Annotated in this window: 20 protein-coding genes and 1 tRNA gene; 9 read left to right on the top strand and 12 right to left on the bottom strand. The window is 71.7% G+C overall.

All coding sequences use genetic code 11. The annotated features are described in order from the left end of the window. Positions 1-22: 22 nt before the first annotated feature. Positions 23-118: transfer RNA gene (locus ABD241_RS11135), tRNA-Sec, on the bottom strand. A gap of 65 nt (positions 119-183) precedes the next feature. On the opposite strand from ABD241_RS11135, the gene selD reads away from it, so the two are divergent. Next, positions 184-1,179, top strand: coding sequence for a selenide, water dikinase SelD (gene selD / locus ABD241_RS11130; protein WP_344062051.1), 996 nt, complete (start codon positions 184-186; stop codon positions 1,177-1,179). After that, positions 1,176-1,628 carry a rhodanese-like domain-containing protein gene (locus tag ABD241_RS11125; RefSeq protein WP_344062048.1) on the top strand — a complete coding sequence of 151 codons (453 nt, stop codon included), beginning with the start codon at positions 1,176-1,178 and terminating at the stop codon, positions 1,626-1,628. The genes selD and ABD241_RS11125 overlap by 4 nt, the downstream gene beginning before the upstream one ends. Before the next feature lie 45 nt (positions 1,629-1,673). Here the strand turns inward: ABD241_RS11125 and ABD241_RS11120 are convergent, their stop codons facing one another. Genes ABD241_RS11120 through fdh form a run of 4 tightly spaced genes read right to left on the bottom strand, consistent with a single transcriptional unit; the run spans position 1,674 to position 8,610 of the window. Next, entirely contained in the window at positions 1,674-3,002 is a 1,329-nt protein-coding gene (locus ABD241_RS11120; protein WP_344062046.1) for an L-lactate MFS transporter, read from the bottom strand. A gap of 46 nt (positions 3,003-3,048) precedes the next feature. Next, entirely contained in the window at positions 3,049-4,155 is a 1,107-nt protein-coding gene (gene nrfD / locus ABD241_RS11115) for an NrfD/PsrC family molybdoenzyme membrane anchor subunit (RefSeq protein WP_344062044.1), read from the bottom strand. Continuing rightward, positions 4,152-5,279: a 4Fe-4S dicluster domain-containing protein gene (locus ABD241_RS11110; protein ID WP_344062041.1), complete on the bottom strand. Its 1,128-nt coding sequence runs from the start codon at positions 5,277-5,279 to the stop codon at positions 4,152-4,154. Before ABD241_RS11110 ends, nrfD begins: the two co-directional genes overlap by 4 nt. 4 nt (positions 5,280-5,283) lie before the next feature. Beyond that, positions 5,284-8,610 carry a formate dehydrogenase gene (fdh, locus tag ABD241_RS11105; RefSeq protein ID WP_344062038.1) on the bottom strand — a complete coding sequence of 1,109 codons (3,327 nt, stop codon included), beginning with the start codon at positions 8,608-8,610 and terminating at the stop codon, positions 5,284-5,286. Positions 8,611-8,748: 138 nt separating this feature from the next. Between fdh and ABD241_RS11100 the strand changes: the two genes are divergently transcribed. Next, on the top strand, positions 8,749-9,819 hold the full coding sequence (locus tag ABD241_RS11100) for an FUSC family protein (RefSeq protein WP_344062035.1): 1,071 nt from the start codon (positions 8,749-8,751) through the stop codon (positions 9,817-9,819). Here the strand turns inward: ABD241_RS11100 and ABD241_RS11095 are convergent. Continuing rightward, on the bottom strand, positions 9,792-10,919 hold the full coding sequence (locus ABD241_RS11095) for an alpha/beta hydrolase (protein WP_344062032.1): 1,128 nt from the start codon (positions 10,917-10,919) through the stop codon (positions 9,792-9,794). The two genes, ABD241_RS11100 and ABD241_RS11095, sit on opposite strands and share 28 nt — an antisense overlap. 169 nt (positions 10,920-11,088) lie before the next feature. On the opposite strand from ABD241_RS11095, the gene ABD241_RS11090 reads away from it, so the two are divergent. The 3 genes from ABD241_RS11090 (at position 11,089) to ABD241_RS11080 (ending at position 15,367) form a co-directional block, all read left to right on the top strand. Then, positions 11,089-13,638: a DEAD/DEAH box helicase gene (locus ABD241_RS11090; protein ID WP_344062029.1), complete on the top strand. Its 2,550-nt coding sequence runs from the start codon at positions 11,089-11,091 to the stop codon at positions 13,636-13,638. Continuing rightward, on the top strand, positions 13,635-14,492 hold the full coding sequence (locus tag ABD241_RS11085; RefSeq protein WP_344062026.1) for an acyl-CoA thioester hydrolase/BAAT C-terminal domain-containing protein: 858 nt from the start codon (positions 13,635-13,637) through the stop codon (positions 14,490-14,492). The genes ABD241_RS11090 and ABD241_RS11085 overlap by 4 nt, the downstream gene beginning before the upstream one ends. An 89-nt stretch (positions 14,493-14,581) precedes the next feature. Beyond that, positions 14,582-15,367, top strand: coding sequence for a DUF1206 domain-containing protein (locus tag ABD241_RS11080; protein ID WP_344062023.1), 786 nt, complete (start codon positions 14,582-14,584; stop codon positions 15,365-15,367). Positions 15,368-15,391: 24 nt separating this feature from the next. On the opposite strand, the gene ABD241_RS11075 is transcribed toward ABD241_RS11080, so the two are convergent. From ABD241_RS11075 to ABD241_RS11065, 3 genes are read right to left on the bottom strand one after another with little or no spacing between them, the layout of a single operon-like run. Then, a complete protein-coding gene (locus tag ABD241_RS11075; RefSeq protein ID WP_344062020.1) occupies positions 15,392-16,123 on the bottom strand; it encodes a phosphatase PAP2 family protein in 732 nt (243 codons plus the stop codon). Then, entirely contained in the window at positions 16,120-16,845 is a 726-nt protein-coding gene (locus ABD241_RS11070) for a phosphatase PAP2 family protein (protein ID WP_344062017.1), read from the bottom strand. The genes ABD241_RS11075 and ABD241_RS11070 overlap by 4 nt, the downstream gene beginning before the upstream one ends. Positions 16,846-16,858: 13 nt before the next feature. Further along, the gene (locus ABD241_RS11065) at positions 16,859-17,857 is read right to left on the bottom strand and encodes a diacylglycerol/lipid kinase family protein (protein WP_344062014.1); all 999 of its coding nucleotides are present in this window, start codon (positions 17,855-17,857) and stop codon (positions 16,859-16,861) included. Between the two features lie 150 nt (positions 17,858-18,007). Here ABD241_RS11065 and ABD241_RS11060 point away from each other — a divergent pair, with 150 nt between their 5' ends. After that, a complete protein-coding gene (locus tag ABD241_RS11060; RefSeq protein ID WP_344062012.1) occupies positions 18,008-18,646 on the top strand; it encodes a DUF1345 domain-containing protein in 639 nt (212 codons plus the stop codon). Here the strand turns inward: ABD241_RS11060 and ABD241_RS11055 are convergent. Continuing rightward, positions 18,643-19,986 carry an ATP-grasp domain-containing protein gene (locus ABD241_RS11055; protein ID WP_344062009.1) on the bottom strand — a complete coding sequence of 448 codons (1,344 nt, stop codon included), beginning with the start codon at positions 19,984-19,986 and terminating at the stop codon, positions 18,643-18,645. The genes ABD241_RS11060 and ABD241_RS11055 overlap by 4 nt on opposite strands. Positions 19,987-20,059: 73 nt before the next feature. Further along, positions 20,060-20,770, bottom strand: coding sequence for an alpha/beta hydrolase (locus ABD241_RS11050; RefSeq protein ID WP_344062006.1), 711 nt, complete (start codon positions 20,768-20,770; stop codon positions 20,060-20,062). A 191-nt stretch (positions 20,771-20,961) separates the two neighbouring features. Between ABD241_RS11050 and ABD241_RS11045 the strand changes: the two genes are divergently transcribed. Then, positions 20,962-22,524: an HNH endonuclease signature motif containing protein gene (locus tag ABD241_RS11045; RefSeq protein WP_344062003.1), complete on the top strand. Its 1,563-nt coding sequence runs from the start codon at positions 20,962-20,964 to the stop codon at positions 22,522-22,524. Between the two features lie 65 nt (positions 22,525-22,589). Continuing rightward, on the top strand, positions 22,590-23,030 hold the full coding sequence (locus ABD241_RS11040) for a nuclear transport factor 2 family protein (RefSeq protein ID WP_344062000.1): 441 nt from the start codon (positions 22,590-22,592) through the stop codon (positions 23,028-23,030). A 101-nt stretch (positions 23,031-23,131) separates the two neighbouring features. Here the strand turns inward: ABD241_RS11040 and ABD241_RS11035 are convergent, their stop codons facing one another. Beyond that, the gene (locus tag ABD241_RS11035; RefSeq protein WP_344061997.1) at positions 23,132-23,815 is read right to left on the bottom strand and encodes an SPFH domain-containing protein; all 684 of its coding nucleotides are present in this window, start codon (positions 23,813-23,815) and stop codon (positions 23,132-23,134) included. Positions 23,816-24,174 lie beyond the last annotated feature (359 nt).

Below are 24,174 nucleotides of genomic sequence, written 5' to 3'. Positions count from 1 at the left end.
AACCAGCGACAACGAACAAGCATGGCGGAGGTGGACGGGAATCGAACCCGCCAGGCCGAGATGCTCGGCCTCACCGGTTTTGAAGACCGGGGGGACCACCAGGTGCCCAGACACCTCCACGCCCCACCGTACCCAGCGGGCCCCCGGGCCCGTTCAGGGCACCGTGCGACATACAGTCACGTCATGGACGCGTCCCCCATCGCGAAGACCCGGCTGACGCAGTACGCGCACGGTGGCGGCTGCGCGTGCAAGATCCCTCCGGGAGAGCTCGAGGACATGGTGCGCGGGCTCACCGGCATCCCGGACGCCGACCTGCTCGTCGGGCTCGACGACGGCGACGACGCCGCAGCCGTGCGCATCACCGATGGCCTGGCGGTTCTCGCGACCGCAGACTTCTTCACGCCCGTCGTCGACGACGCGTACGACTGGGGGCGCATCGCGGCCGCCAACGCCCTCTCCGACATCTACGCCATGGGTGGCCGGCCGGTCCTCGCCGTCAACCTCCTCGGCTGGCCCCGCGACCGGCTCCCCGCCGAGCTCGCGGCAGAGGTGCTGCGGGGCGGCCTCGACGTGGCCCGAGTGGCCGCCTGCCCGGTGGCGGGCGGGCACAGCATCGACGACCCGGAGCCGAAGTACGGCATGGCCGTGACCGGGGTCGCGGACCCGGATCGCCTGCTGCGCAACGACGCCGGGCGTGCGGGACTGCCCCTGAGTCTCACCAAGCCGCTCGGGGTGGGCATCCTCAACAACCGCCACAAGGCCACGGGTGAGTCGTTCCCCGAGGCGGTGGCCTCGATGGTTGCACTCAACGACGTGGCCAGCCGCGAGGCGCTTGCCGCGGGGGTTCGGGCCGCCACCGACGTCACCGGCTTCGGGCTGCTCGGGCACCTCTTCAAGCTGGCCCGGGCCTCAGGCGTGACGGCCGTCGTCGACGCCGCCGCGGTGCCCTACCTCGAGGGCGCGCGCAGCTCGCTCGCCGAGGGCTTCGTGCCCGGTGGCAGCCGACGCAACCTCGACTGGGTGCGACCGCACCTCGACGCCTCCGTCGACCTCGACGAGCTGCTGCTGCTCGCCGACGCGCAGACGAGCGGCGGCCTGCTCGTCGCCGGGGAGATCCCCGGCGGCACCGTCATCGGCGAGCTCGTCCCGCGTGACGAGCACGTGCTCCGGGTGCGATGACCGAGTCGTCGACGAGGCCGGCCACGGCGCTCGATCGTGGGTGCGCTGCTGCGGCAGGCCGGCTCGAGGCGATGCTCGAGGCGGCACGGGCGCACCTGCACCGGCTCACCCCGGCCGAGGCCTACGAGGAGCAGGCGCGCGGAGCGCTGATCGTCGACACCCGCACCGAGGCGCAGCGCGCTCGGCAGGGCAACCTGCCGGGCGCGGTGGTCATCGACCGCACGGTTCTCGAGTGGCGGCTCGACCCCACGAGCCCCTACCGGATTCCCGAGGCCGACGGGCCCTACGTGCGCGTCATCGTCGTCTGCCGCCAGGGCTACAGCAGCTCCCTCGCCGCCCGGTCGCTGCAGCAGCTCGGCCTCGACGCCACCGACGTCATCGGTGGCGTCGAGGCCTGGCTCGAGGCCGGGCTGCCGCTCGACCAGGGTCCCGCCGACGTGCGGGAGTGACCTGGGCGAGGCGACCGGACGAATGCCGTGGACGAGCCAGAGGAGTCAGCGGCGCGACGTCGCCGATGTCGACTCGGTGGTGCCGGCGGCGGTGCGCGCGGCTCTGGGGGCCGGCTTCTTCGTCAGCATCGGCAGAGCCATGCCGGCGAGGGCGATGATGCCGACGACGGTGAAGCCGAGCGTGTAGGCCTTCTGCTCGCCGATGAGCGAGGAGATGAGCAGCGGGCCGACGATGCCGCCGATGCTCCAGCCGATGAGCATCAGGCCGTAGATCGCGCCGGCGTTGCGCACGCCGAAGAAGCGACCGGCCGTCGACGGCATCGTGCCGAACGCGCCGCCGTAGCAGGTGTAGACGAGTGCGGCCAGGACGGCGAAGAGCGCGGCCGAGCCGACGTGCGGGATGAGCAGCAGGCAGACGCCCTGGATGCCGAGGATCCCCATGAAGGCCGGCATCTTGCCGATGCGGTCGGAGAGCCACCCCCAGAGGATGCGGCCACCGCCGTTGAAGAGGCCCAGGATGCCGACGAGGCTGGCCGCCGCCGCTGCGGAGTATCCGGCGACGTCACTGGCGCTGCCGGCGGCCACGGAGATCAGGGAGATGCCGGCCGTGACGCTCAGGGTGAGGATGGCGGTCAGGAGGTACCACTGCGGGGTGCGCAGCGCCTCGTCCGCCGTGAAGTCGACCTCGGGGACCGGGTCCTTGGTGTGCACCTCGGGGCCGTGGTCGCTCGTGGCGGGCGCCATGCCCGGCGGGAGGTAGCCGGCCGGCGGGTTGCGGAAGAGGCTGGCGCCGATGACGACCGCGACGAGGTAGCCGATGCCGAGCGGCAGGAACGCCTTGGTGGGCATGGAGGGGTCGTTGGCGATCAAGCGCTGGCCGAGCGGCGCGGTGATGACGGCGCCGAAGCCGAAGCCGGCCACCGCGATGCCGGTGATGAGGCCCGGCTTGTCGGGGAACCACTTCTGCAGCATGGCGATCGGCACGATGTAGGCCATGCCGAGGCCGAAGCCGCCGAGCACGCCGTAGCCGAGGATGAGCAGCCAGAACTGGTCCTTGCCGGCGAACGACGCGAGGATGACCCCGATGCTGTAGATCACGCCACCGGTGAGGGCCACGGTGCGCGGGCCGCTTCGGTCCTGGATGCGCCCGCCGATGTAGCTGCCGACGAAGATCATGCCGATGGCGACCTCGAACGGCACCGACGCCTGCGCCTTGGACCAGCCGAACGCGTCGTGGCTCTGGATCGCCTTGGCGAAGACGCTCCACGCGTAGACGGCGCCGATGGCCAGCTGCACGAGCACGCCGGCCACGAGGATGAGCCAACGGTTGCCCGTTGAGGCGGTGCTGTCGTTCCGAACCGCACTGGTGCTCATGAGGCCCTCCCCTTCGTGCGGGCTCTCGCCCTGGTTCCCCGGCGCGTCATCGCGCCGTGGTGATCGAGTCGTCGACGATGCCGGCGGCGCGCCTCTTCTCGAGACGCTCGCGCTGGTGCTCGACGGTGTACTTCGGGTCGATGGCCGACACCATGCCGGCCTCGAAGACCCCGAAGCGGGTGCAGACCGACGCGGCCATCAGGGCCGCTCCGCTGAGGGCTGCGCCCACCCGGTTGTGCCCGAGCGTCACGGCGCCGAGCGCCCCACCCACGGTCAGGGCCCGGCTCGCCTTGAGCAGGCGGCCGGCCTTGCCGGTGCGCAGCGGCTCGGACAGCAGCGGACCGAGCTTGTCCTGCATGCGCTCGAACGCGACCAGCTCGGAGACGGCGCTGACCGCCGCGAGCTTGCGGGCCGGGCCGTTCTGGCTGGACGGGACCGTCACGAGCGCCATTCCCGCCGCGGCGAGGTTGGCGGAGCTGACGAAGACGAACGGCAGCTCGCGGTAGGACTCGTGCCACGTCGGCGTCGCCGTGTCGGCCAGCAGCACGGCGGTGTAGGCCGCGAGCGGGGGCGCGAAGAAGGCCGAGCCGACGGTCAGCGACGGGTCGAGCAGGTTGAGCGCCTTGCTCGCCAGTGTCACCGCGGTCCCGGCGGACCCGCTTGTGCCGCCGCGCTTCTCGAGCATCGGGCGCGCCACCTCGGAGGCCAGAGCGCCCCCGGCGAACGTGCCGAAGGCGGTGAGGATCCACGAGCCGACCGACATCGGCGAGGTCAGCTTGACCGTGCGCATCATGTTGAGGGCGCGGCTGGGCCGGCCGAGGTCCTTCGCGAGCGCGCCGCCACCGAGGGCGGCGGCGGCCACTGCAGTGATCCGCCCCGCGCGACGCAGCGCGGGGAGCCCCAGCGCGGCACCGCCTGCCGCCAGGAGCGCGGACCCGCCGGCCAGCCCTCCGAGGAAGAGGTATGCCGCCACCTCCTTCTCCCACGGCGCCGGCTTGACGATGTGGCGGCCGTAGTAGCTGTCGAAGGTGACGTCGGGCACCATCATCGACTCGTCGCGGCGACGCTTGCCGCCCTGCTGCGAGGAGTCGCCGTTGCCGCGCCGGCGTGGGAGCTCCGGGGGCCGGTCGGCGTCGAGCGGGTTGGTGGTCACTTCCGCCTCCCGACGAACGAGGCGGCGGCGAGGGCCAGCATCGTCAGGCCCGCGTAGCCTGCCTTGCGGAACATGTCGGGCAGGTCCGCGGTGGTGACCCGGGGGTCCGGCGGCAGGCCGTAGACCTCCGGCTCGTCGAGCAGCAGGAAGGTCGAGCCCGTGCCACCCACGCCGTCGCGGTCGTCGACGCCGTAGAGCCGCGCCTCGGGGTAGCCGAGCTCGTGCAGCTCGGCGACCCGCGCGCGGGCGATCTCGTGCAGCTCGTCGAGGTCGCCGAACTTGATCGACGTGGTCGGGCAGGCCTGGGCGCACGCGGGGGTCTCTCCGGCGCCGAGCCGGTCGTAGCAGAGCGTGCACTTCTGGGCGATGCCGACGTTCTTGACCTCTCCGTTGGACGCGGCATACGACGGCGGGTTCTTGTGGGAACCGTCGCCTCCTGCCCCCTTGATGCTGATGCCGTGCGACTGGCCCTTCTTCTCGTGGCCCTCGTCGCCGCTCCGGCGCTCGATGACGCCGAAGGGGCAGGCGGCGACGCAGTAGCCGCAGCCGTTGCACACGTCGTCCTGGACGACCACCGTGCCGAACTCGGTGCGAAACAGCGACCCGGTCGGGCACACGTCGAGGCACGCCGCGTGCGTGCAGTGCTTGCACACGTCGGAGGCCATGAGCCAGCGCACGTCGGGCAGCGCGGTGTCGGTGGGACCGGGCCCCGCAGCCGCCCCGGAGCGCAGGTCGCCGGGCGCGGGACGCGTCGCGGTGGCCGTGCCGCCGCCGGCGGCGGAAAGGGCCGGCTCGTCGCCCGAGCGCAGGGACGGCATACCGAGGGCCACGAGCTTGCGCCCGGACTCGCGTGCCTGCTCGATGCGGTCGCTCGACTGCTCGACGAAGGCGACGTGGCGCCACGTGCTGGCACCGAGCGCGCCGGTGTTGTCGTAGGACTGGTTCAGCAGGTCGAGGCCGTCCTCGGGAACCCCGTTCCACTCCTTGCAGGCCACCTCGCAGGCCTTGCAGCCGATGCAGATGGAGGTGTCCGTGAAGAACCCCTTGCGTGGCTCGTGACGGTCCCACGCGGCATCGGCAGCCGGGTCGGTGGGTCCCGAGAGCTGGTTGCGCCAGAAGCCCATCAGCTCACCCTCCTCTCGTGTCGGGTACTGACTCCGGGTGTCCGGTGCGCAGCTCGTTGCTCGTCATGACGGTGCTGCCGGCGCGCGACTGGTACTCCGAGATGAACCGGAGCAGGGCATCGCCCGTGGGGCGACGGCCGGGGATGATGTCACACGAGCCGGCCTTGCTCTCCTGGATCTGGACGTTCGGGTCGAGCGCGACGCCGAGCAGGTCGTTCGCGGCGTCACCGCTGACGACCGCGTCGCTGCCGACGCCCCAGTGGTAGGGCAACCCCACCTGGTGGATGGTGCGCCCGCCGATGGTGAGCGGGGTCATCCGCTCGGTCACCATGACCCGCGCCTCGATGGCGGCACGGCCGGAGACGATCGTGGCCCAGCCGCCGTTCTCGAGGCCCCGCTCCTGCGCGAGCTCCGGCGAGACCTCGCAGAAGAACTCCGGCTGGAGCTCCGACAGGTACGGCAGCCAGCGGCTCATCCCGCCCGCCGTGTGGTGCTCGGTGAGGCGGTAGGTCGTGAAGACGTACGGGTAGACACCGGCGCCGGGCGCGTTGCCGGAGGGTGCCCAGAGGTTGTCCTTGCGGGGGAAGACCTTGCGCGCCGGGTTGGACTGCTGGGTGTAGAGCGGGTTGGCGACCGGCGACTCCTGCGGCTCGTAGTGCGTCGGGAGGGGCCCGTCGAGCATGCCCTTGGGTGCGAACAGCCACCCCTTGCCGTCGGCCTGCATGACGAACGGGTCGTCACCGGCGAGTCCCTCCGGGCCGCCCGTGCCGGGCTCGGGCCGGTAGCCCGGCTCCTTGTCGGGGACGAAGTCCGGCACGTCGTGACCGGTCCACTTCCCCTGGTCAGCATCCCACCAGATGTAGCGCTTGCGCTCGCTCCAGGGGTTGCCCTCGGGGTCGGCCGAGGCGCGGTTGTAGAGGATGCGGCGGTTCGCGGGCCACGCCCAACCCCAGTCGAGCGCAGTGAGGTCCTGCTCACGGCCGGGCTTGCGGTCGGCCGCGTGGTTGATCCCACCGGCGTAGACGCCGGTGTAGATCCAGCAGCCGCCGTCGGTGGAGCCGTCGGCCTTCATCTCGGTGTAGGCCGACAGCGGCTGGCCCGCCTTGTCACCGGTGAGGTGACGGCCGTTGATCTCGGCGAGCACCGCCTCCGCGTCGGGGTCGCCGTGCTCGTCGGTGGGGTAGTCCCACGTCAGGTCGAGCAGCGGGCGGTCCCTCACGTCGGTCGAGTCGGCCAGCAGCTCGCGCACGCGAAGGCCCAGCTCGTAGAAGAACTGCAGCTCGCTCTGGCAGTCGCCCGGCGGCTCGACCGCCTGGTGGTGCCACTGCAGCATCCGCTGCGTCTGCGTGAACGACCCGCTCTTCTCGGTGTGCGCCGCGGCCGGGAGGAAGAAGACCTCGGTCTGGATGTCCTCGGTCTTCAGCTCGCCCGAGGCGATCTCGGGGCCGTCCTTCCAGAAGGTCGCCGACTCGATCATGTTGAAGTCGCGCACGACGAGCCACTTGAGGTGCGCCATCGCCTGGCGCTGCATGCGCCCGTGGGCCGAGCCGACGGCCGGGTTCTGGCCGAGCAGGAAGTAGCCCTCCACCTTGTCGTCGAGCATCGCCATGACGGTCTGGTAGGTGCCGTGTGCACCGGTGAGCTTCGGCAGGTAGTCGAAGCACCAGTCGTTCTCGGCCGTCGCGGCCTTGCCCCACCACGACTTGAGCAGGCTGACGGCATACGTGTCGGCGTTGGCCCAGAAGCCCTTCTGCTCCTTGTTGCCGATCGCGCCCATGTAGTCGTCCCACGTGTCGTGCAGGCCGACGACCGGCATCGCGAGGTAGCCGGGGAGGATGTTGTAGAGCGTCGGGATGTCGGTCGAGCCCTGGATGCTCGCGTGTCCGCGTAGCGCCATGATGCCGCCGCCGGGGCGGCCCATGTTGCCCAGCAGCAGCTGCACGATCGCCGCCGTACGGATGAACTGGGCGCCGAGGGTGTGCTGGGTCCAGCCCACCGCGTAGACGAACGCGGTGGTGCGCTCGCGGCCGCTGTTCTCGGTCACCGACCGTGCCAGGTAGTGGAAGTCGTCGACGCTGATGCCGCACGTGTCGGCCACCATCTCGGGGGTGTAGCGGGCGTAGTGCTTCCGGAGGATCTGGAAGACCGTGCGGGGGTCCTGCAGCGTCTCGTCGCGCTCGACGCGGGCGTGCTCGAGCGCCGGTCCACCGGACCCGTGCTCGTCGCCCGCGGACCGTGCCGACTTCGTCTCACCGTGCTCGTGGCCGGCCGCGGGTCCCCCGATGGTGCCCGGGGTCTCGTCGTCCTCGCCGTCGGCGCTGGAGTAGGCCCAGGTCTCCTGCGAGTAGCTGCCCTTCTCGTCGTCGTAGCCGGAGAAGAGGCCGTCGAGGTCCTCGGTGTCCTGGAACTCCTTGCTGACGAGGGTCGCCGCGTTGGTGTAGGCGACGACGTACTCCTTGAAGTACAGCTCGTTGTCGAGGATGTACTTGATGAGGGCACCGAGCAGCACGACGTCGCTACCCGCCCGGATCGGGATGTGCTTGTCAGAGGTCGCCGACGTACGCGTGAAGCGCGGGTCGACGTGGATGACCTTGGCGCCCTTGAGGCGCGCCTCCGTCACCCACTGGTAGGCCACCGGATGGCACTCGGCCATGTTGGAGCCCTGGATGACGATGCAGTCGGAGTTCGACAGATCCTGGACGTACTGGGTCGCGCCGCCGCGCCCGAACGAGGACCCCAGACTGGGGACCGTGGAGGAGTGTCAAATACGCGCCTGGTTCTCGATCTGTATGGCGCCCGCCGCGGTGAACAGCTTCTTGATGAGGTAGTTCTCCTCGTTGTCGAGCGTCGCGCCGCCGAGTGACGCGATGCCCATCGTGCGGCGCACCGGCCGTCCCTGGTCGTCGGTGTCCTGCCAGGTGCGGCGGCGCGACTCGACGAAGCGTTGCGCCACCATCTCGACGGCCTCGGAGAGCTCGATCGGCTCCCATTCGGTGCCGCCGGGCCGGCGGTAGAGCGCCTTGCGCTGCCGCCCGGGGTTGTTGACCAGCTGCTCGCTCGCCGAGCCCTTGGGGCAGAGGCGGCCGCGCGACACCGGCGAGTCGGGGTCGCCCTCGATCTGGACGACGTGGCCGTCCTTGACGAAGACCCGCTGCCCGCAGCCGACGGCGCAGTAGGGGCACACGCTCTGGACGACCTTGTCGGCCGTCTTGGTGCGCGGGGCGAGCTCGCGGGTGCGTTCCGACGTGACCGCGGGACCGCGTCCCAGGAAGTCGCCGGAGCGGACCTGCCGGACCACCGGCCACGACAAGAACGTCTTCTTCGGATCCACCGTTGCACCTCTCGGCTGTGCGGACTGGAGCCATCCGCGGTCTCGCTGGGCGGCACGCTGCGAGAGCGCACCACCCACGCCATACCCACTCGGACGCCCGGGAACACCACCGTCCCGGACACCTAGAATCGCAGGCAGATGACGAGCAACCCGCCTTCCGACACGCCACACCCCTCCCTTGCACGGGCTGCCGCCCTCGCCCGCGGGATGGTGGCCGTCGGCCCGCACCGCGGCGCCCACCGGGTGGCCCTGCGGGCCGGGGTCTCCGTCCTCGTCCCTCTGCTCGTGCTCGTCCTTCTCGGGCACGTGGCCTGGACGCCGTATGCCGCCTTCGGGGCCTTCACGTCGCTCTACGGCCGCAACCACTCGCGCGCCGAGCGCGCCGGCATGCAGGCGGTCGCCGGCGCGTTCCTCACGCTCGCGGTGGTCCTCGGCGTGCTCGTGTCGCTGGCCCCGGACTCCCGGTGGCTCGTGGTGCCGGTGGGTGCCCTGCTCGCCGCGGCCGGCTCCCTGACCTCCGACGCGTACGGCTGGCACCCACCGGGGCCGCTCTTCCTCGTCTTCGGCTTCGCGGTCTGCGCCATGGTGCCCGCCACCCCGGTGACGGTGCCGCTGGCCGCGACCATCGCCGCACTGAGCGCCGGCTTCTCGCTCCTCGTCGCGCACGTCGGCGTCCTGCTCGAGCCCCGCTCGTGGTCGCCGCCCGTGCTCCCCGCCCCGAGCTTCCGCGACGCGCTCGCCCCACAGGGGGCCGTGGCACACCTGGTGCGCCACGTCGTGGCACTCACCGTCGCGGGCGGGATCGCCACCGCGCTGGGCTGGCAGCACCCGTACTGGGCCATGGTCGCGGCCGTCGTGGTCCTGTCGGGGCCCGACCTGCTCTCGCGCCTGACCCGGGGCGTGCAGCGCGTCCTGGGCACGCTGCTCGGCCTCGGCGTGGCGACCGTGGTCCTGTCCTGGCATCCGCAACCGCTCGTCGCGGTGCTGCTCATCGTGGTGCTCCAGGTCGTCACCGAGCTCTTCGTGGGCCGCAACTACGCGGTCGCGCTCCTGTTCATCACCCCGCTCGCCCTGCTGATGGGCCAGCTCGCCCACCCCTCGCCCGTCGCGCCGCTCCTGCGCGACCGGCTGCTCGAGACGGTGCTCGGCGCGGTGGTCGGCGCCGTCGTGCTCCTGGTCCCCTACGGCCGGAAGCCCGGCACCGTCTGACCCAGCCAGATCAGCGACTCCCTGATGTAGGGCTCGAACACGGTCATGCGGTGGCCGCCGGTCTGCAGCAGCACCGTGGTCACGGACAGCGGCGGGCGCGCTTCGTGGATGAACTCCGCGGTGGTCGGGTAGGACAGCGAGTCGGCACGGCTGGCCATGATCCACATGGCGATCGGAGGCGGGCTGGTCCGCGCGGTGTGGACCAGGTCGTAGCCGCGTGCAGCCGCGGACCCGGGGACGATGGGGTCGTAGGCGCGCGAGAAGTCCGGACGGAAGTACCCGCCGAGGACGATCGAGGCGGCGAAGACGTCCGGGTGTCGAACCCCGAGGAGTGCGGAGCACCAGCCGCCGAACGAGTAGCCCGTGACCGCCCAGGACGTCCGCGTCGTCTCGACCGGGAAGTGGCTCACGACCCAGGCGGGGATGTCGCGGCCGAGCCAGGTCTCGTCCTGCGGTCCGGTGTGGTTCGGCGCGTCGACGCACTCGGTGTCGAGCGGGCCCGGGCTGTTGATCTGCGGGATGACCAGGATGGCCGGCTTGATCCGGTGTGCTGCGGTGAGCTCGTCCACGGTCTGGTCGATGTGCAGCTCATGGAAGTAGACGGCCGGGTAGCCCGGGAAGCCGTGCAGGGCCACGATCACGGGGTACCTCGTCGCCCCGCTCGGGTCGTAGCCCGGCGGCAGGTAGACGATCACCTGACCCGTGATGCGGCTGCGGGCGCCGGTCACGGTGTAGCTCTGCTCGCGTCCTCCCGGGTACGGCAGCGGCGGAAAGACCCGGGGCACCGGCACCGAACGCAGACCCGGGCCCTTGGCACTCGCCTCGACCGCCTGTCGAGCGGTGCCCCCGACGTGCGCCGCCGTGACGGTCGCGCCCGCCCCGAAGAGGTCGCCCCAGCTGACATAGAAGAGGTACTGGTCGTTGAGCGCGGCACCGGCGAAGAGCAGGACCGTCAGGCTGAGGACGAGGGCCTCGGACGCCCGGGAGACGGCGCCCAGCCACGTCCGGCGGGCTCGGGGGTAGCCGAGCACGAGCAGGAGGAAGGCGATCGCCGCGACCACGCCCAGGACCACCAGCAGTCCGCCGCTCGTGAGCTCCATGGCCCCTCCTTGCCCCTGTGTGCCCGTCCCGTCGCATCCCAGCGGCAGGAGCTGCTGCCTCGTCCGGGACGCTAGCCACGAGCGCTGAGGGTTTGCTGGCCCGTCGCTGGGAGCAGGTCGCGAGCAGGCCGTGGGTTCGTCGCACGAGCCCACGCGACGGCATACTCGCGTGGTGACGAAGAACCTCACCGAGCGCATCCCGCGGGACCCCGATCCCGACGGCCTCTTCGAGGTCTTCACCGAGTGGACGGCCGAGCGCGGCCTGACCCTCTACCCGCACCAGGAGGAGGCGTTCCTCGAGATCCTGAGCGGCAGCAACCTCGTCCTGTCGACGCCGACCGGCTCGGGGAAGTCCCTCGTCGCCACCGCCGCGCACCTGACGGCCCTCGCCGAGGACCGCGTCTCCTTCTACACGGCGCCGATCAAGGCCCTCGTCTCCGAGAAGTTCTTCGCCCTCTGCGAGCAGTTCGGCGCCGACAACGTCGGGATGGTCACCGGCGACGCGTCGGTCAACGCGGACGCGCCGATCATCTGCTGCACCGCGGAGATCTTGGCCAACCTCGCGCTCCGCGAGGGCAGCTCGGCCGACGTCGGGCTCGTCGTCATGGACGAGTTCCACTTCTACTCCGAGCCCGACCGCGGCTGGGCGTGGCAGGTGCCGATCCTCGAGCTGCCGCAGGCGCAGTTCGTCCTCATGTCGGCCACGCTCGGTGACGTCACGATGTTCCGCGACGACCTGACCCGGCGCACCGGCCGCTCCACGGCCGTCATCACCGGCACCGAGCGGCCCGTGCCGTTGGAGTTCTCGTATGCCGTCACCCCGCTCCACGAGACCATCGAGGAGCTGCTCGAGAAGGACCGCGCCCCGGTCTACGTCGTGCACTTCACGCAGGCGGCCGCGCTCGAGCGCGCCCAGAGCCTGATGGGCGTCAGGATCACGACCCGCGAGGAGCGGGAGGCCATCGCCGAGCGGATCGGCGGCTTCCGGTTCGGGGCCGGCTTCGGGCGCACGCTCTCGCGGCTCGTGCGCCACGGCATCGGCGTGCACCACGCAGGGATGCTGCCGAAGTACCGCCGCCTCGTCGAGCAGCTCGCCCAGGACGGCCTGCTCAAGGTCATCTGCGGCACCGACACCCTCGGCGTCGGCATCAACGTGCCGATCCGCACCGTCCTGCTCACCGGCCTGACGAAGTTCGACGGCACGAAGCAGCGCCTGCTCAAGGCCCGTGAGTTCCACCAGATCGTGGGCCGGGCCGGACGGGCCGGGTTCGATGCGCGCGGCTGGGTCGTCGCGCAGGCTCCCGAGCACGTCGTCGAGAACCTCCGCGCCGTCGAGAAGGCCGGCGACGACCCGAAGAAGCAGCGCAAGGTCCAGCGGAAGAAGGCGCCGGACGGGTTCGTGAACTGGTCGGAGGAGACGTTCGAGCGGCTCATCGCCGCCGAGCCCGAGCCGCTGCAGCCGCGCCTGCGAGTCTCGCACTCGATGCTCGTGAACCTCCTTGCCCGCGAGGGCAACCCGGTCGCCCATGCCGTGCGCCTGCTGTCCGACAACCACCACGAGACCAAGGACCAGCGGCGGCTGCAGCGGCACGCGCTCGTGCTGGCCCGCGAGCTGCTCACCTCCGGGGTCGTCGAGCGGCTGCCCACGGCCGAGGCGTCCGGGCGCCGCTACGCCCTGACCATCGACCTGCAGCGCGACTTCGCCCTCAACCAGCCGCTCGCCCCCTTCGCCCTCGCGGTGATGGACACGCTCGACCCCGAGTCGGACACCTACGCGAGGGACCTCGTCTCGGTCATCGAGGCGATCCTCGAGGACCCGCGCCAGGTGCTGTGGGCCCAGGAGTTCAAGGCGCGTGGCGAGGCGGTCGCCGCGATGAAGCTCGACGGCATCGAGTACGACGAGCGGATGGAGCGGCTCGAGGAGGTCACCTGGCCCAAGCCGCTCGCCGACCTGCTCGAGGTCACCCTCACGGCCTACCGCCAGACCCACCCGTGGATCTCGCAGGACGCCCTGTCGCCGAAGTCGGTGGTGCGCGAGATGTACGAGCGGGGCATGACGTTCAACGAGTTCGTCTCGTACTACGGCCTGTCGAGGTCCGAGGGGTTGGTGCTGCGCTACCTCACCGACGCCTACCGGGCTCTGCGCCACACCGTCCCCGAGAGCCACCGCACCGAGGAGCTCGAGGACATCATCGAGTGGCTGGGCGAGCTGGTGCGCCAGACCGACTCGAGCCTGCTCGACGAGTGGGAGGACCTCGTCAACCCGTCCGAGGCCTTGGCCCAGCAGTCCGAGGTCACTCCCCCGGCCCGGCCGATCACCGCCAACGAGCGCGCCTTCACCGTCATGGTGCGCAACGCGATGTTCCACCGCGTCGAGCTCGCGGCGCGGGACCAGTGGGAGGCGCTCGGCGAGCTCGAGGCGCGCGTCGCCGAGCTGACCGACCCCCCGCAGAAGGTCCTCATGGACGCCGACGCGTGGAACGAGGCGCTCGGCGCCTACTACGACGACCACGACGCGATCGCCACCGACCAGGCGGCCCGCTCCCCCGCGCTGCTCCAGGTCGAGCGCACGCCCTCCGAGTGGCGCCTGCGCCAGGTCGTCGTCGACCCCGACGACGACCGCGACTGGGGCATCACCGCCGTCATCGACCTCGCCGCCAGCGACGAGGTCGGGGCGGCCGTGCTCACGGTCACCGGCTTCGAGCGGCTGGGCGGGTGACGCCCGCGAGCGGGCCGGTGCGAGAGCACCCGACGGCCCATGACGGAGTGCTCGTCGAGCCGGCCTCGGGAGGGAACGGCACGGGCGTGCTCGTCCTGTCCGGATCGAGCGGGCGCGTCGAGCGCGAGCGCGCCCGGCTCCTGGCCTCCGCCGGGGTGACGGCGGCCCTGACGTACCGCTGGTTCGGCGGCGACGGGCAGCCGGCCGGCATCTGGGAGTACCCCCTCGAGTCCTTCGCCCCTGCCGTCGCGTCGCTCGCCGAGCGCTGCGACCGGGTCGTTCTCGTGGGCGCCTCCAAGAGCGCCGAGGCCTTCCTGCTGTATGCCGCCGACGACCCGGCCGTCGACGCCGTCGTCGCGCTCGCGCCCAGCCACGTGGCCTGGGCCAACGTCGGAGCCGGCCCCGACGGGCAGCTCCGGCCACAGCACTCGTCGTGGTCCCGGGCCGGCGAGCAACTGCCGTTCGTGCCCTACGACGACGAGGCCGAGCCGCTCGGGGACCCACCGGCATACGCCCCCGTCTACGCACAGTCCCTGCGCACGCACTCCGACCGGGTGGCAGCGGCGACGATCCCCGTCGAACGCTTCTTCGGCGACGTGCTGCTCGTCGCGGGCGGCGACGACCGCGTCTGGCCCTCGGTGCAGTTCGCTCGTGCGGTGCAGGCTCGTCGACGGGCGCTCGACCTGCCGACGACCGTCGTCACCCACCACGGAGCCGGGCACCGTGTCCTGCTGCCCGGCGAGGCGGTCGCGACCGGCGGTCAGCGGATGGCCCGTGGCGGCACCGAGGCGGCTGACCGGGCGCTGGGCGAGCGGGCCTGGCCGCACGTCCGGCGGGTGCTCGAGCTGCCGTAGGCGCCGGTCGCGAGCGCCCGACCGGCCTGCCGGGCGGGTATGTTCGCGAATGGCCGCTTCGGCACCCCTCGACCGACAGGATGGCGTCCATGAACACCACCGACCTCATGGCGGCCTCGCGGCGCGCCGGCGACCACCCCGCGCTGGAGACGACCGCCCGGGTGGGCTACGCCGTCAACGGCGTGCTGCACATCGTCATCGGCGTCATCGCCCTGCGGCTCGCCTTCGGTTCGAAGGGCACGAGCGCCGACCAGTCCGGCGCCCTCGGCTCGATGGCCGACAACGGGCTCGGGATGGTCCTGCTCTGGGTCGCCGTCGTGGCCTGGCTCGGCCTGGCCCTGTGGCAGGTGACCGAGGCGGTCTCCGGCGGGTGGGAGGCCAGCGACCGGGTCAAGGCGGCGGCCAAGGCGGTCGTCTACCTCGTCCTGTCGTGGACGGCGTTCAAGTTCGCCAGCGGCCACGGAGCGTCGAGCAGGAGCCAGTCCACCGACTTCACCGCCGCCCTGATGAAGCAGCCGGCCGGGCAGTGGCTCGTCGCGATCGTCGGCCTCGCCGTCGTGGCGGTCGGCGTCTACCACGTCGTCAAGGGCTGGAAGAAGAAGTTCATCACCGACCTCGAGTCCTACCCGGGGAAGTGGATCGTCAAGGCCGGGCGCGTCGGCTACATCGCCAAGGGCGTCGCGCTCGTGATCGTCGGCGGGCTCTTCGTCCTCGCGGCCGTGCGCCACAAGCCGAGCGAGGCCCGCGGCCTCGACGGCGCCCTGCACAACCTGCTCGGCGCACCGGGCGGGGAGGTGCTGCTGGCGCTCGTGGCGCTCGGGCTGATCGCCTTCGGCGTCTACAGCTTCGGCCGCGCCCGGCACGCCGACGTCTGAGCCGGCGGCCGGGCGACGCGTCGGTCAGCTGCTGACGGCCTGGCGGGCCGGGGCGGTCGCCCGCTCGTCGGCGGTCTTGCGGCGCAGGTAGTTCCACGCGAGCAGCGCGCACACGATGCCGTTGACCAGGCCGACGAGGATGTCGAGCAGGTGGTGCATGCCGCGGTAGAGGCGCGCGTAGCCGACGAGGAGCGGCACGAGGAGGCACACCGCCGTGACGAGCCGCCGCAGCCAGGCCGTCTCGATGCGCTGGGCCATGAACGCGAAGGTCAGGTAGAGCGCCGTCGCAGCCCCCATGTGGCCGCTCGGGTAGCTCGAGGTGGGCGGCGCGGGGTCGAGGTGCTGGACCGTGGGGCGCGGCCGGTCGGCGATGGCGGTGGCGGCCACGAAGACGCTCGCCTGCACGGCGATCGCGATGGCCGGCACGACGGCATACCACCACTGCTTGGTGCGCCACCAGATCAGGGCGACGGCCACGACACAGACGCCGATGACGATCTCGGTGTTGCCGATGTGCGACCACACCATCGTGACCGAGTTCATCAGGGCGGTCCGCCCCGAGGCGACCGACCTGCTGAGGTCGTTCTCGGCAGGCAGCCCACCGAGCGGACCCATGATGAGGAAGCCGATGCCGACGATCGCGGCGAAGAGCACGAGCGCCGGCGCGACCGCACGCAGCGCCACGTCGCGCAGGGCGGAGCCGACCGATGGTCGGGACGAGTCGATCTCGTAGCGGTGCACGAAGGAAGGGTTCACGTGGTGCCTTTCGATGACTCGGGCCCGACCTCGCCCTCCGGCGGAGGGGAGTCGTCAGGGCCGGGGTTCCACCCGAGGTAGCCGAGGTAGGACGCGGTGGCGAGACCGGTCCCGAAGAGGATTCCCCCGATGACGTCGGAGGGGAAGTGCACGCCGAGGAAGACGCGGTCGAGGCTCGTGAGGACGACGTATGCCGTCAGGCCCCCCACGAGCCAGCGGCGCGCCAGCGGCGAGAGCAGCGGCCACAGGAAGAGCGTCATGGTGGTCGCGATCGCGGCGGCGCACGCCACGTGCCCGGACGGGAAGCTGTAGCCGGGAGCCCGGTCGACGGGGTCGCTGACGACCGGACGCGCCCGCTGGACGATCGCCTTGAGGTCGAGCTGGAGGTTCCACGACACCATGAGCGTGACGAACGCCCAGAGGCAGCGGGTCGCCAGCTCACGGTGGAGGCGCCAGACGACGAGGCAGACGGCCGAGGACGCGATGTAGACCCACACCGGCTGGGTGATCTCCTGCCACACCAGCAGGGCCGACTTCAGGGCCGGGACCGAGCGCGTGACGTCGGTCGCCGCGACGATGGCCCGCTGGTCGAGGTCGATGACCGGCTGGAACTTCTCGCGGACGAGGAAGGCGAGGGCGGTGACGGGCACGGCGAAGGCGAGGCCGAAGGCGACGCTCTTGAGCAGGCGCCGGCCGCGTCCGGCGGACCGGGTGCTCGCCACCGTCGCGACCCTCTCAGCCAACCCGCACCACCAGCGACCGCGGCAGGACGCGGATGGAGAGGGCCCGGTGCTGCCCGACGGCGTCACCGTCGATCTCGGTCTCGACCGGGTGCTGCGCCTGGACCGTCAGGTCCGGCGCGACCAGGCGGTCGAGGCGCTGGTGGCCGGCCCGGTGCCGCGTCACGACGTCGGTGACGACGGAGAGCCAGCCGAGGCCGCCGCGCGGTGCGAGGACGACCACGTCGAGCTGGCCGTCGTCGACGACCGCCTCGGGCATCAGCTCCACGCCACCCTGTAGCGTGCCGCAGTTGCCCACGATGACGGCCGCGGCGGAGCGGGTCACCGCGAGCCCGGAGCTGCCGACGATGCCCTCACCGCCCCCGGACCGGACCTCCACCGGGAAGCCCCGGCCCGACAGCTTCTTCGCCGCCGCCGCGATGTACGCGACCCAGCCGACCTTCTCCTTCAGCTTCTCGTTGGTGTCGGCCATGATCTCGCCGTCCAGGCCGAGGCCCGTCATGACGAGGAAGATCTCCTCGTCGTCCGCGACGGCGGGCGGGCTCTCCTTCGTGGCGTGGCTCGACTCCGGTTCGGGCAGCTCGTCGCACAGCTTCACGACCCCGACGTCGATGCGTCGGTCGTGGCCCCGGACGACGGTGCGCACGGCGTCGTCGAGCTCGCCGACGGGGAGGCCGAGGTTGCGGGCCAGGAGGTTGCCGGTGCCGCCGGGCAGCAGACCCAGGGCGACATCGGTGCCCACGAGGGCCGAGGCGACGGCGCGGACGGTGCCGTCACCGCCGAGCGAGGCCACGACGTCGGCGCCGGACTCGACCGCCTCGCGGGCCTGCTTCTCGCCGGTCTCCTCGGCAGTGGTCTCGATCCACGTCGCGTCGGCCCACCCGCTCTCCGCACAGATCCGGGCGACGATCGCCTTCGTGCCGTCGAGGTCGTCGACCCGCAGGGGGTTGTAGACGACCGAGAGGGAGCGCCGGGCGCTGGGGGTGTCGGGCATGTGCGGATCCTAGGGCTCGTGGCGTGAGGGAGGCGGCCGTCGAGCTCGACCAACCGGGGACATACCCCGAGACCGGCCCCAGACGATCACCAGCGCACCCCCAGCGCGCGTCCAGCCGCAGGGCAGGGACGCGGCGGTAGCCTCCGAACCGTGCCCCTGATCCGCCGCCGCCTCGCCGTGGCCGGACTCGTCGGAGTCCTCGTCGGCCTCTTCGTGCCGCTCGGCGCCGCCGGCGAACCGCTCACCCACACCCTGGTGGGCTTCGTCTTCGCCGGTCTCGCCTTCGCCGTCCCGCTGCTCGCCCACCTCCTCGGGCACGACGCCCCGTCCACCCGGCAACGGATGGAGGGACGCGACGGTGACGTCGCCTGGTACGACGTCGTCGTGATCGTCGTCGGCCTGGCGAGCCTGACCGGCGTGGGGATCCTGCTCGTCGGCGGGCAGTCCCAGGGCTTCGCGCAGGTCGTGGACGCCCTCATCGGCGCAGGGGCCGTGGCCGTGGGCTGGCTCTGCGTGCACACGGTCTACGTCGTCCGCTACGCGCGCATCTACTACTCGAGCCCGGTGGCCCCGATCGACTTCAACCAGGAGGGCGACCCGACGTTCTCGGACTTCGCGTACTTCTCCTTCAACCTCGGCATGGCCTACCAGGTCTCGGACACGGCGCTGCGGACCTCTGACGTGCGCCGGGTCGTGCTCGGGCACACCCTGCTCGCCTACCTCTACGGCACGATCGTCATCGCCTCGACGATCAACCTCGTGGCCGGCATCGGCGGGGGGAAGGGCTAGGCGACGCCGAGCCGTGCCTTCTCGTCCTTGACCCACAGGGCGATGAGGCCGCCGAAGTGCGCCATGAACCGGTCGCGCTCGTGCGCCGGGTAGGTCGTGACGACCGTCGAGCGCAGCAGGTGGGTGAAGGCGTCGGACTGCACCCACTCGAGCACGGCGGCGTCGAGGTGCGAGAGGTGCCGCTCGCACCAGGCCCAGTAGGCGGCCGTGTCGAAGTACTCGTCGGCGATGGCGAGGTACGCGTCGAGCTTCTGCTCGTCGGTGAGGTCGTCGCGGTCGGCGATGTCGAAGTAGCGGCGCATCTCGAGGTCCATCGGCCCTCGGCGGCCGGTGACGAGGCAGAAGGCCGACCAGCGCACGAGGGCCTTGATGGCCCACGGGAAGTAGTAGTGCAGCGAGGTGACCGCGACGTCGGGACACGCGTTGGCGTAGTCGATGGGGTAGACGTCGTCGCCCTTGACGAGCATCTCGCAGGAGTTGAACTCCCACCCGAACATCGCGTTGACGATGCGGCTGATGGCTGCCGTCTGCCGACCCGCGGACGGTGTCAGGAAGTCGTACGTGACGGCATACCGGTTGTGCATCGGCTGCTCCGGCCGGAAGTCCATGACCATGGTCTCGGGGCCGATCGACAGGGCTCGGGCGAAGTGGTCGTACTCGACGGTGGCCTGCAGGTGCATGAGCATCTCGCCGGAGTCGTCGTAGGCCTTGACGAGGTCGCGCTCGTCGTCGATCCGGGAGACCCCCCGCCAGCCGCCCCCGTCGAAGGGCTTCATGTACATCGGGTAGCCGAGCTCGTTGGCGATGGCCTTGAGGTCGAAGGGCCGGTTGTACTTGGCGCTCGTGTAGGCCCACCGGACGTTGTCGACGGGGTTCTTGTAGGGCACGAGCCAGGTCTCGGGGACCTTGAGCCCGAGACGCATGAGGGCGACGTACGCGCTGTGCTTCTCCATCGACTGGAACGTGAACGGGCTGTTGAGCAGGTAGGTGTCGTTCATGAGCGCGGCCTTCTTGAGCCACTCGCGCGGGTGGTAGTACCAGTGGGCCAGGCGGTCGATGACCAGCTCGGTGCGCACGGGCTGGCGCAGGTCGAAGGGCTCGATGGTGAGCCGCTCGCTGGTGAGGTGGTGGGTGACACCGTCGTCCGTCGTGATGGGGCCGACGAGCGCCAGCAAGGCCTCGAACGCGGTGGGCCAGTCCTCCTCGGCGCCGAGGAGGAGCCCGACCAGGTGGGTCCGGGTCGACGGCGGACGCTCCGCCGGGGTGGGCGTGGAGGTGGGCGCGGGGGTCGGCGTGGCGGACGAGTCCGGCAGCTCCTGCTGCCAGGCGGTGTCGGTCATCGTGCAGCTCCTGCCGTCGGGAGTGGGGTGCTCGACAGCGATCCTTGCAGCAACCGGCGCATCTGTCGCTCGCTCACCGCGCGGGTCGGTGGCCGAGCGCGTCGAACAGGTGCGGGGAGAACGCAGCCTGCCACGAGCGCCAGTCGTGCCCACCCGGCGCCTCGGTGAGCACGACGTCGTGACCGCTCCTGGTGAGGGCCTGTGCCATCTGTCGGTTGTTGGCGAGGTTGCCCTCCTCGGTGCCGCAGGTCATGACGACGTGCGCGTCGGTGCGGCGACGGCGCACCCGCCTGACGTCGGTGACGAACCTCGTCACGCGGTGCCAGTGCTCGAAGTCCTCCTCGTCGTCGACGCGCTTGCGGAAGAAGGACCCCGACTGCAGGAACAGCGAGCCGAATGTCCCCGGGTGCAGCCACTCCGCCTGGAGCGACGCGAGCGCGCCGAGGCTGGCTCCCATGAGGGCCGGCTTCCCGTCGCTTGCGTATGCCGCCTGCACCCTCGGGAGCACGTGCTGGGTGAGCGCTTCGGCCCAGTCGGGGTTGGCGGCATACCGCTCGTTGCGCGGGCCGGGCTCGAGCAGGACGACCCGGGTCGAGGGGACCCGTCGCTCGGTCACGGCGGTGCGCAGGACGGACAGCAGGTGGGCGCGGCGGGAGTACTCGGGGCCGTCGTGGGCGAGCAGCAGCGGGAGGGGCTCGGCTCGGCGCGTGCCGACCGGGGTGACGACCACCAGGTCGACGTCACCGGCCGGTGTGCCTGCGACCGTCATCCTCGCGCGTGTCATGGCCCGACCCTAGGTCCCCCCGGCGACACCTCACCCTCGACGCGCGTCCGCGGCGCCCCGGTGCCGCCGAGTCCCGCCGGGTCGGCCTGTGGCGCAGGGGATTCCGCGTCCGCGTGTCGACACAGGCCCTTCCCAATCGTTCGAACACATGTTCTAATTGAGGCAGGAGGTCCACTGGAGAGGGGGCGAGCATGCCGTACACCGACGCGAGGTCCGGTCCGCCGTCCCGCCCGCACCTCGACGTCCTCCGGATCGCCTGGTCGCCGGATCCTGACGAGATGGCGCGGGCGCTGGAGCCGCTCCGGGCGCGCCTTCTCGGGCTCGCGCGTGCCCGGTCGGAGGCGGCGCAACGGGCTCGGGCGATGCCCACGTCGGAACGACGGCAGGCCGCCGAGGTGCTCGAGAGCCTGGCCCGGGAGGGCGAGCAGGTGCTGGCCGAGATCGAGTCGCTCGAGGCCGCCAAGGCACGCCTCGAGGCCGACCTGCTCTCCGCCTACGCGGCGCTGCACACGGTTGAGGAGCAGCAGATCGCGGCCCTGCCGGCCGGCTCCCCCTCGCGGATGACGGGCAAGGTGTCGACCGGTCGGGTCGTGGGCGAGGAGATCGCCCTGGCCACGGGAGTCGGCGTCGGAGAGGTCTCTCGCCGGTTGACGCTCGCGACCAGCCCGCGTCGGCACCGGACGATGCTGGCCGCGTTGCGGGCCGGCGCCACCTCGTTGCACCGGGCGCTGCAGGTGGCGTCCGAGACGGCCACCTTGTCCGACGAGGACGTGCGGGTCGTGGAGGAGGCGGTGCTCGCGCCTTCGCGCGACGGCCTGCCCGTGCCGCAGCGGACGTTCGTGACGCGGCTGCGGCGGGCGGTGGCATCCGTGGACGGTCGTGGCTCCGCCGAGCGTCGCACCCACGCGCAGGCCCGACGAGGCGTGTTCGGCCGGCTGACCGGCGACGGCATGGGCTGCCTCACTCTGGTCGCGGACGCCGATGCCGTCGCCGCGGTGATGGACCGCCTCGACACGCAGGCCCGAGCGGCTCGCGCTGCCGGAGACCCTCGCGGCCTCGACCAGCTCCGCTGCGACCTCGCCACCGAGGCGCTCCTGCGAAGCCACCTCACGGCCCACCAGCCCGACTCCGCCTCCTGCTCCGACGGCCTCGATGCACCGCAGGTCGGCGACGCGGGCAGCGGACGGTCCGCAGCGCTGGTGTGGCTCGTCGTGCCGTTCGAGGTGGCCGCCGGCACCTCGGAGTCCGCCTGCGAGCTGCCCGGGCACGGTTGGGTGACGGCGGCGCACGCCCGCGAGATCATGACCCGGTCGGGCTCGGTGTGGCGCACGCTCCCCGTCGACGTCGAGAGCGGCCGAGCCCTGGTGCGGCCGTCGAAGGGCTACCGACCGACCCGCGCGATGGTCGAGCAGGTCCAGGCCCTCGACGGTGTCTGCCGCGGCCCCGGGTGCGAGGTCCTCGCCAGCCGCTGCGACCTCGACCACGAGACACCGTGGCCCGAGGGTGAGACGGCGGTCGGCAACCTCTTCACCAAGCACCGTCTGCACCACAACCTCAAGACCGGTGGCATCTGGACCTCCCGGCCCGTCACCGATGCCGACCACGACGGCCCACCCGTGGACCGCGGTCTCGAGTGGACCACACTCACCGGCCGCACCTATGTCACCAGCCCCAAGGACTGGCGTGAGGGCCTGCCTCCTCCGGAGCCACAGCGAGCTCACCCACCCGAGCCCGACGACCCACCCCCCTTCTGAACACCGGCCCGGCCACTCCGATGCGGGTCTAGCCTGAATCACCTGCTGCCGACCAGGAGCCTGCGATGGACCCAAGACCTCCCCTGCCGCCGTTCACCGAGGAGACCGCCCGCCAGAAGGTGCAGGCGGCCGAGGACGCCTGGAACACCCGCAATCCCCAGCGGGTCGCCGGCGCCTACACCCAGGACACCCAGTGGCGTAACCGCGACGAGCACGTCGTCGGACGGGATGCCGTGGTCGACTTCCTCACTCGCAAGTGGGAACGGGAGCGCGACTACCGCCTCCGCAAGAACCTCTGGGCCTTCTTCGGCAACCGCATCGCGGTCCGCTTCCAGTACGAGTCGCGCGACGCCGACGGGCAGTGGTGGCGCTCCTACGGCAACGAGCAGTGGGAGTTCGACGACCTCGGCTACATGCGCCGCCGGGAGGCCAGCATCAACGACCTGCGCATCGACGAGTCGGAGCTGCGCGTCACCCCGGGCGAGGGCGAGCTGCCGCCCTTCTGACCCGCGCGCCGGCTGCTCAGCGGTTTCCTGGTATCGCCGAGCCCGTGCCCGGGCCGGTCGCGACGTGGATCCACGTCGCGCCCGGCCCCGAGCCTGAAAGCTCAGTCCACGTCGTCCTGCCCGATGGGCAGCGTGTCAGCGACGCCCAGGACGATGCGCGTCCCGGGCGGAGCGGACTGCACGAGCCGCAGCCGCGCCAGTGCCGGGTGCGCGTCGAGCAGCTTGGCCCCGTTGGCCAGCGAACGCAGCGCGGCGGTCTCGGCGCGTGCGGCCTCGAGCTGGGCCTCACCGCGACGACGCGCCGTCGCCAGCTCGGCAGCCGCAGCACGCAGCTCGACCGGGACGATGACGTCCTTGACCACGACCTCGGCCACCTCGGCCCCGACACGACGCGCGACCTCAGCGGTCGCCGCCGTGATGGCCGCCATCGGCAGCGACCTGCCGCGGCTGACCAGGTCGTCGGCGGTCAGCGTCGCGAGTGCGTCACGGAGCGCCACCTGGGCAGCGAGGTACGTCGTGGCCGTCGGGTCCTCGGAGACCTCCGCGAAGGCGACGGGGTCAGCGATCGACCAACGGACGACGGCCGACACCCGCACCGACACGCCGTCGGAGGTGAGGACCTCCTGCGGCGCGACCTGTGTCAGCCGCTCGCGCAGGTCGACGACCACCAGGCGCTGGCCCAGTCGGCGACGGTGCCGTCCGGCCGGCAGGACCTGCTCGAAGGAGCCGTGGAGGTAGCGCAGCGCACAGTGGCGAGGCTGGATCGTGAAGTGCAGCAGGGACATTCGGGCAACCTCCTTCGGCGCCTGATCGGTGGTCATGGAACGGGGTCGAGCTGGTCGAGCGAGTGCCGCCGGCCGTGGAACGCACGCTGCGGGGACACGGGCCCGAAGGCCCTGTCCGCAGGGCAGCGCACGGTCTGCCACGGCCGACGACACCCTGAGGAGTTGAACCTCTGGTGCTGGGCACCGTTACCTGGAGTGGGCGCGTGCAAAGGCGCTGCATCCAGGGATGGGTCCGACGCGCAGGACCCCGAGTGGCACGCCACCGCGGCTGCTTGCCCACCCCGTGCCCGACAAGACTGACGCACCAACCGCTCGACGTGCCAACGGTTATCGTCCCAAGCCCTGCGTGCTCCCCTTCA

The sequence above is a fragment of the Terrabacter lapilli genome, assembly GCF_039531305.1.
Taxonomy (GTDB): Bacteria; Actinomycetota; Actinomycetes; order Actinomycetales; family Dermatophilaceae; genus Terrabacter; species Terrabacter lapilli.
This window is presented reverse-complemented; position numbering and strand designations above follow the sequence as displayed.

Coding starts and splice junctions, on each gene's coding strand:
- selD (WP_344062051.1), top strand. CDS start 184: ATGGACGCGTCCCCCATCGCGAAGACCCGGCTGACGCAGTACGCGCAC.
- ABD241_RS11125 (WP_344062048.1), top strand. CDS start 1,176: ATGACCGAGTCGTCGACGAGGCCGGCCACGGCGCTCGATCGTGGGTGC.
- ABD241_RS11120 (WP_344062046.1), bottom strand. CDS start 3,002: ATGAGCACCAGTGCGGTTCGGAACGACAGCACCGCCTCAACGGGCAAC.
- ABD241_RS11110 (WP_344062041.1), bottom strand. CDS start 5,279: ATGGGCTTCTGGCGCAACCAGCTCTCGGGACCCACCGACCCGGCTGCC.
- ABD241_RS11100 (WP_344062035.1), top strand. CDS start 8,749: ATGACGAGCAACCCGCCTTCCGACACGCCACACCCCTCCCTTGCACGG.
- ABD241_RS11095 (WP_344062032.1), bottom strand. CDS start 10,919: ATGGAGCTCACGAGCGGCGGACTGCTGGTGGTCCTGGGCGTGGTCGCG.
- ABD241_RS11080 (WP_344062023.1), top strand. CDS start 14,582: ATGAACACCACCGACCTCATGGCGGCCTCGCGGCGCGCCGGCGACCAC.
- ABD241_RS11065 (WP_344062014.1), bottom strand. CDS start 17,857: ATGCCCGACACCCCCAGCGCCCGGCGCTCCCTCTCGGTCGTCTACAAC.
- ABD241_RS11055 (WP_344062009.1), bottom strand. CDS start 19,986: ATGACCGACACCGCCTGGCAGCAGGAGCTGCCGGACTCGTCCGCCACG.
- ABD241_RS11050 (WP_344062006.1), bottom strand. CDS start 20,770: ATGACACGCGCGAGGATGACGGTCGCAGGCACACCGGCCGGTGACGTC.
- ABD241_RS11045 (WP_344062003.1), top strand. CDS start 20,962: ATGCCGTACACCGACGCGAGGTCCGGTCCGCCGTCCCGCCCGCACCTC.
- ABD241_RS11040 (WP_344062000.1), top strand. CDS start 22,590: ATGGACCCAAGACCTCCCCTGCCGCCGTTCACCGAGGAGACCGCCCGC.
- ABD241_RS11035 (WP_344061997.1), bottom strand. CDS start 23,815: ATGTCCCTGCTGCACTTCACGATCCAGCCTCGCCACTGTGCGCTGCGC.